Consider the following 6,586-nt stretch of genomic DNA (forward strand, 5'->3'; position numbering starts at 1 on the left):
ATTTACATATGATCCAATTATTCGGAAATTTAGTATTTCTTCAGTCATAACTTTCATAATGTCGCCTAACGAAAGAGACTTCTCGACGTTCGCGTTCCCGAAGCGCTTGTGCGCGCAGGGATTGGAACGAGGTTTGAGCGAACCTTAGTGAGCGTCTCGCAAACCGAGTGACAAAGCGAATGTGGCGAAGCCCGTAGTGAGTTCCGAGCGGGAACCGCGAGTGGCGAACGGAGCGAGAAGTCGAAGTTATGCGAAGTCGCATTTTAATGAACAATTATTTCTTTTTCTTTATATTCTTCTTTGTGGATGTATTCTTTATAAATATAGAATTCATTATCCCAAATGTATAAGTATTGGTGACGATATAAAACACCTGAATAAAGGAGTAACTTGAAAGAAGGAATATTATAAATAATTCAATAAAATAAATCAACTTTAAAGGTGAACAAATATCAACGATCTTGTAGCTTTTGATTATATAGTTAATTATCTTCAAGTTCCATGAGAATAATAATGTAAAAGCAATTACAAGAATTGAATAAGCATATTTAGAACTAATCGAATTGAATAAATCGACACCATCCTTCTCACTTTCTGAGAGCCTTTTTACTAATTCTTTATTTCCGAATCCAACAATGAGTGCATAACCCCCTACCATAAAACCTAAAAGACTAGGGTAACTATTAATAATCATATCAATCAAAGCTGACAAATAATCCTCTGAAAGTTCACGACAGTAAAATAAGAAAGTAAAAATAAACGCAATAAATATAGAGATCAGGAAGCCGAGATCTTTCAGAATATCTTTAATCTTTATTGACTGTAAGATACCTTTTATACCCATTAGTGGCACTTACTTCACCTACCTCTAAAAATCGATAATATATGTTTTAGAATAGATAAATTTTCATCTTGGCTTTCTGGATACTTTACGACAAATTTTCTCGGATAGTCTTCAGTTTTAATTCTCTTAATTTTCCCTTCCGAGTCTTCTATTTTCGCAGACACTTGTCCATTACTTTTGGCAGCACCCAGAATGCCATTGACTAGTTTACTATCTTTCCCGTTAATTGATCCACCTCCTTTTCCTTCCATGCGGCCATGAATGCGACCGATATTTCCTTTGTGAAGCTCCTCGTCCATAAATTGACTAGCCTCTTCTTGAATATCCAAATTGCTCGGAGTGATCTTGAATTCCAAATTGAAAATACTCCGTGCTTCCAAAATGTCTGCAATATAATCTGCACTTTTTTCAATGCTAATTGAAAAAAGATTTTCTTTCGGAAATATTTTTTCGAATAAAGATTCTGCATACTTTTGAATCGATTTTATCGTGAGACCTCTATTTTTCTTGAAAATTGCCCTATGTGCTTCTGGTATGAAAATGTATTCTGTTTCGTAGTGGTTAGGATATATACCTTTCTTCAATTTCATCTCTATTGCTTTATTTTGATTTGTATCTAACCAGTTTTCATGCTCAATTTTCGTGAATCTTGAAAGCCTTCCTGAAATGAGGGTTCCTTCGCTAAACTTTTGCTGCTGCGGAAGACGGAACCATAGATGAATTCCACTCGAAATTTCGATTGGCACCGCTTTATTAAGCACCTTTAAAAACAAGGCCTGATAATCATAAGGACCTTTTTCGGGGCCAGTATATTTGATATTAAGTGCATAATATTCAACTTTCTTATTCTTTTCTTTCTTTTGTCTTTTTGTTACTTTTTTGTTCATATATTCTCGTTAAATTTATTATTGCGATTTCGCATAACGAAAGAAGCTCCTCGACGTTGCGGCCCCGAGCGCCTGTGTGCGATGGGGTTGGCGCAAGGCTTGAGCGACCTTAGTCGCGTCTTGCAAGCCGCAGCGACAAAGCAATGTGTCGAAGACCGTAGTGAGCCTGAGCGGGAACCGTGAATGGCGAACGAAGCGAGGAGCTGAAGTTATGCGATGTGATGAATCACTTAAGTTTTTTATTCAAATTTTTTAACTTTCCGATTTCCTCGTCTCTTTTCATTACAATCGTCATTAATTTTCTTTCTTTTTCTTTCAATTCATTAATTTCCATATTTTTTATTACATAAATTTTATATGCTGTAAATAAGCTTATTACCACAGCAAAAGTAGATAGCGTAACCGTAATAATATTTTTATTAATTTCGCTTAACTGCTTAGAAATTGTACTTTCTAATTGTATATTTTTAGATAATTCATAATCTACAATCTGTGAGAAAGTCTCCTTTTGTGATTGAGAATAAAAGCTGTCGCTGATTTTACGGAGTTTCAGTTTTTCAATTTTAATTTTGTTTCTAACCTCTACCAAGTTTGGAACAATTTGCAAAAGATTTATAACATCATGAAACAATAAATAAATAATGGGGGCAAATGTCTTAAAATAGAATATCTTCATATTAAAGTAGTATTTTCGCATATAATATTTGAAATAAATTTTAATAAATGAAGCGTCAGATGTAATTATTTGATTTTCATAGAACTTCCAGTATTCAGGAAAATATTTTTTAAAATAATCTTCTTTTTCTTTATAAAATATGATTTTTCTACGAATGCAATTCCAGATTTTATTATTCTTATCATTTTTTACAATTTGATTTTTCCAAACCATTAAAACATCAAGGCGAAAACTCTCAATTGAAAGTAATTCTTCATTCGAATGATTCTGTGCGAATTCGACAATTTCAATTTTTTTTGTAACCGCTTCATGAATCAAACCTGAAAACAAGTAATAAGCTTTTGTTACATCAGGATTATCCCACAAACCAATTAGAATTATTTCTTCACCTTTATTAAGTTGCATTTTGATATATCAAAATATTTTCATCATGTCGCATAACGAAAGAGGATTCTCGACGTTGCGTCCGCAAGCGCCTGTGCGCGACGCGGTTGGCACGAGGTTCGAGGCGCCTTAGCGCCGGCTCGCGAACCGAAGTGACAAAGCAATGTGGCGAAGCCCGTAGTGAGTCCGAGCGGAAACCGCGAGTGACGAACGAAGCGAGAAGCCGTAGTTAGGCGAAGTGCAGAAATCTATTTAAAATATTTATCAATGGCTTCCTTTAAAGATTGAAATAACCGCTCCGCTTCAGCCCCTTGTTTTATTTTCTGATCCAAAGCCTTTTCTATTAAATCCACTGTATGCTTTTCCATTTGATAAGTGTTAAAGATTGTATCATTTATTGCGGTCTGCAATACTCCAATTGACCCCATTGCTACAGTATATCCAAAAAAATATAGATAGAGGCTTTCATGCTTCCCTAATTTTAACAATTCTTTCAAATCAAATGCTTTCTTAGTCGTAAATGATTTATAACAAATATAAATACTGAATAATCCGTACGTAGATGATGCCGAAAGTATCTGCTTAGATAAGGCTTCATTGATTTCAACCTTTTTCGTGGAAGTTGTATTCTCGCCCTTTGATGTAACTTCCAAATCCTTGTTATCATTTTTCTGACTGATATTCTGTAACAATAAATTCGACTGGTCAACTTTGGCCTCAACTTTTCCTACAATTGTCGGAATTTGATTGATTACTTCTTTCAAATGCGAAGCGTTAGTTTCAATAGTCGTGGAAGCAGATGACATATTCAATGAAGCATTAGACAATAATTGTAAACTATTAGTAAGAGTACTATTGGAGACGATAGAATAAAAAATAGCAATTAAGCCTAAAAACAAAGAAGTTAAAGTGGCCCCAAAGCTAATATAATTCACCGTATTTGAATCCGTTGATAGTTGAATTGTTAACAAAATAATTATAATCGTAAGCAAAATTCCTGATGTATAATAAAAATGTATCGTTATATTTTTCATTTTTCCTCTTAATATAGTTTCTTTCTGCATTTCGCCTAACGAAAGAGGCTTCTCGACGTTGCGTCCGCAAGCGCTTGTGCGCGACGCGGTTGGCACGAGGTTCGAGCGACCTTAGGCGCGGCTCGCGAACCGAAGTGACAAAGCAATGTGCCGAAGGCCGGAGTGAGTCCGAGCGGGAACCGTGAGTGGCGAACGGAGCGAGAAGTCGAAGTTATGCGAAGTTGCTTTTCCTAATTTACTCCGAAAATCGTTTAGTAAGTGAGTAAATAAGCAAAGAGAAAAAGATTAATCCCAAAAATGCTTCACAACCAGTTGCAAATGATATTAAAACACTTGCGGGTTTCACTTGCGTTGATGAAAACCCGAGAAATGATTCAATAGAAAATAGAAAGGCAAATAAAAAATTATTTGGAAAAAATATTTGGGAGTTATCCAATTTAACAAGAGAATATTCATCTCCAGAAATATTCTTTGGAAAAGAATATATTACTGTAAAAAGACAAACTGTAGCCATACTACCGAATATTGTTCTAAATGGTTTGTAGCCAAATCCGCATGTCCACTTGATAAAAAGATATAGGCTCTTTAAGAGAATATTTCTTTCCAATTTTGTTCTTAAACTTTCATGTTCGTAAGCCGCATCTCCATATTTCGCAACCTGACCTTGCTCTTTGTAAGAATTTTTAATCAATAAATATGAATCATTATTTTTTTCAATTATGTAGTCCGATTCGAATCGAGGAACGGACTCAATTCTCGATGAGTTCATCATGAAGGTATTAATTTTCGTTTTTGAGGACGCATACAGAATATTAATATTAGAATCATCAATTGTGAATTTAGAAAAATGATTCATAATAAAGAGACGATTTATATCCGAACTCTGCCAAACATGCAAGTCTTCGCATGAATAATTAATTTCAAAAGAATTAATTTGACTTTTTTGTATTTCAATGCGTTTTGTTTCTGCATAAACTCGTATTTTATCAATGCTGTTGTCATGTAATTCAAGTGTCTGATGATACTTTCTGTCGTAAGGATCGTCTTTGTTATTTTTTTCAATTGCAAAATATAAATCTTTGACAACGGACTTAATAACCATAGCAGTTGAATATTCAATATCAATTCTACCTACTTCAAAACCATTGATACGGCAAAAATGCCTTATATTATAAACCTTAATATGGTTCAATTTTGGAGATGAATTTCTATATCTAAAAATGCTAAAATAGTCAAATTCTGCAATAATTAGAGTTTGTAGCATATTAGCTTCGACATAAGCATTAAAACCATACAGTTTTTGCAAATCAAGATTCGGATGATTTTTGGATAGCACTTCCGGAGTTAAATAATTCACTGCATTTGACAAAGGAATCGTAATTTTCGACGGTTCAGGAATTTCAGGTTCAGCAAATTCTTCGGGTGGTTTATATAAAAGTTCGATTTGAATATGATCCATTTTAACTCTTTTATAATAAAATTAAGCAATTTCGCATAACGACAGAAGCTTGACGACGTCGCGTCCCGGAGCGCTTGTGCGCGAAAGGGTCGCGAACTTCTATTTCTGAAAATCTCTTCTTTTACTATTTAACCAAGTTCGCGAAGCGATGTGTCGAAGACCGGAGTGAGACCGAACGGGGACCGTGAGTGGCGAACGAAGCGGCAAGCGTTAGTTAGCCGCCGTTTGCCCAATCAATATCAAACTGCATCGCGGGGACTGCTGGGGGCTAAAAAGATATTGATTACGGAAATAGTAACTTTTGAACTTTAAAGTTTTTTTCTGGAAGGAAAGACCAATACAGAAAAACCCTAACACTTCTTTCTTAATTTCGGGATTAGAATCAAGTGAGTCTAGTAAAGAAGAACAAATCCGGAATTTCCCCTTGCCCCGCTTCGTCCCCGCGCCTTTTTCAGTCATCCCCCGGGCAAATGGCGGCTAACGAAAGAGGCTTCTCGACGTTCGCGGTTCTGGAGCGCGCTAAACGCGCGAAAGAATTGGAACGAGGTTCGAGCGACCTTAGTCGCGGCTCGCGAACCGAGTTACAAAGCGAATGTGCCGAAGGCCAAGCGAGGGTTGCGAAGCAATCCCGAAGCGCCGCGAGAAGCCGAAGTTAGGCGACGTTACGAACATTGGTCTGTCTTTAAATTATAACGATTGAAAATAAAACCCGACCCAAATAACTGGAACTGCAATTGCTAAATCTGAAAATATTGAGAGAAATACTCCGAAAGCCCAAGAAGATATCTTATCTAAAATGTTATCTTTCTCTTCAATTTCTGTTTTAATAAAAAACGTGATAATGATTGCCCATACTATCCCTTTTAGTAGGCCGTATATGGTAAGCATCATTAGTAATTCTCTTCCTATATTGAATAATTCTAGATGAGACACTATTGGAAAGTATAAATAGTCGCTAATGGTTACGACTATAGCCTGGATCGTAATCGTTTCCTTTTTTACTTCGTAGTATTTCCTCAGACGATATGCAATCCAAAAGTTAGCGATATACTTAATAAGTATATATAATCCTAAAGAGACTTCCTCATTTATTATGAATGTGTGGGCAAGCAGGAGCATTCTGTTCTTTAAACTTTACCGGTCTTGTCTGAGCTAGTGCAAGAGGGATTGAATAATAATCCTTTTAGAAAGTTAAAATTCCGCAGATTTCTTTTCGTAATGTCGCCTAACGAAAGAGGCTTCTCGACGTTGCGTCCGCAAGCGCTTGTGCGCGACGCGGTTGGCACGAGGTTCGAGTGAGCC

At 36.0% G+C, this 6,586-nt stretch carries 4 protein-coding genes; all 4 read right to left on the reverse strand.

The window, feature by feature from the left end:
* Nucleotides 1–858 precede the first annotated feature (858 nt).
* Nucleotides 859–1,731: a DUF4747 family protein gene (locus tag DLM75_RS23850; RefSeq protein WP_118971010.1), complete on the reverse strand. Its 873-nt coding sequence runs from the start codon at nucleotides 1,729–1,731 to the stop codon at nucleotides 859–861.
* A gap of 226 nt (nucleotides 1,732–1,957) precedes the next feature.
* Nucleotides 1,958–2,812, reverse strand: coding sequence for a hypothetical protein (locus tag DLM75_RS23855; RefSeq protein WP_118971011.1), 855 nt, complete (start codon nucleotides 2,810–2,812; stop codon nucleotides 1,958–1,960).
* Nucleotides 2,813–3,039: 227 nt separating this feature from the next.
* On the reverse strand, nucleotides 3,040–3,855 hold the full coding sequence (locus tag DLM75_RS23860) for a hypothetical protein (RefSeq protein WP_118971012.1): 816 nt from the start codon (nucleotides 3,853–3,855) through the stop codon (nucleotides 3,040–3,042).
* A gap of 205 nt (nucleotides 3,856–4,060) precedes the next feature.
* A complete protein-coding gene (locus DLM75_RS23865; RefSeq protein ID WP_118971013.1) occupies nucleotides 4,061–5,284 on the reverse strand; it encodes a hypothetical protein in 1,224 nt (407 codons plus the stop codon).
* Nucleotides 5,285–6,586 lie beyond the last annotated feature (1,302 nt).

The organism is Leptospira stimsonii (assembly GCF_003545885.1).
GTDB lineage: Bacteria > Spirochaetota > Leptospiria > Leptospirales > Leptospiraceae > Leptospira > Leptospira stimsonii.

Bases quoted from the DNA above. Each gene is read 5' to 3' on its own strand.
- DLM75_RS23855 (WP_118971011.1), bottom strand. From the start codon at position 2,812: ATGCAACTTAATAAAGGTGAAGAAATAATTCTAATTGGTTTGTGGGAT.
- DLM75_RS23860 (WP_118971012.1), bottom strand. From the start codon at position 3,855: ATGCAGAAAGAAACTATATTAAGAGGAAAAATGAAAAATATAACGATA.
- DLM75_RS23850 (WP_118971010.1), bottom strand. From the start codon at position 1,731: ATGAACAAAAAAGTAACAAAAAGACAAAAGAAAGAAAAGAATAAGAAA.
- DLM75_RS23865 (WP_118971013.1), bottom strand. From the start codon at position 5,284: ATGGATCATATTCAAATCGAACTTTTATATAAACCACCCGAAGAATTT.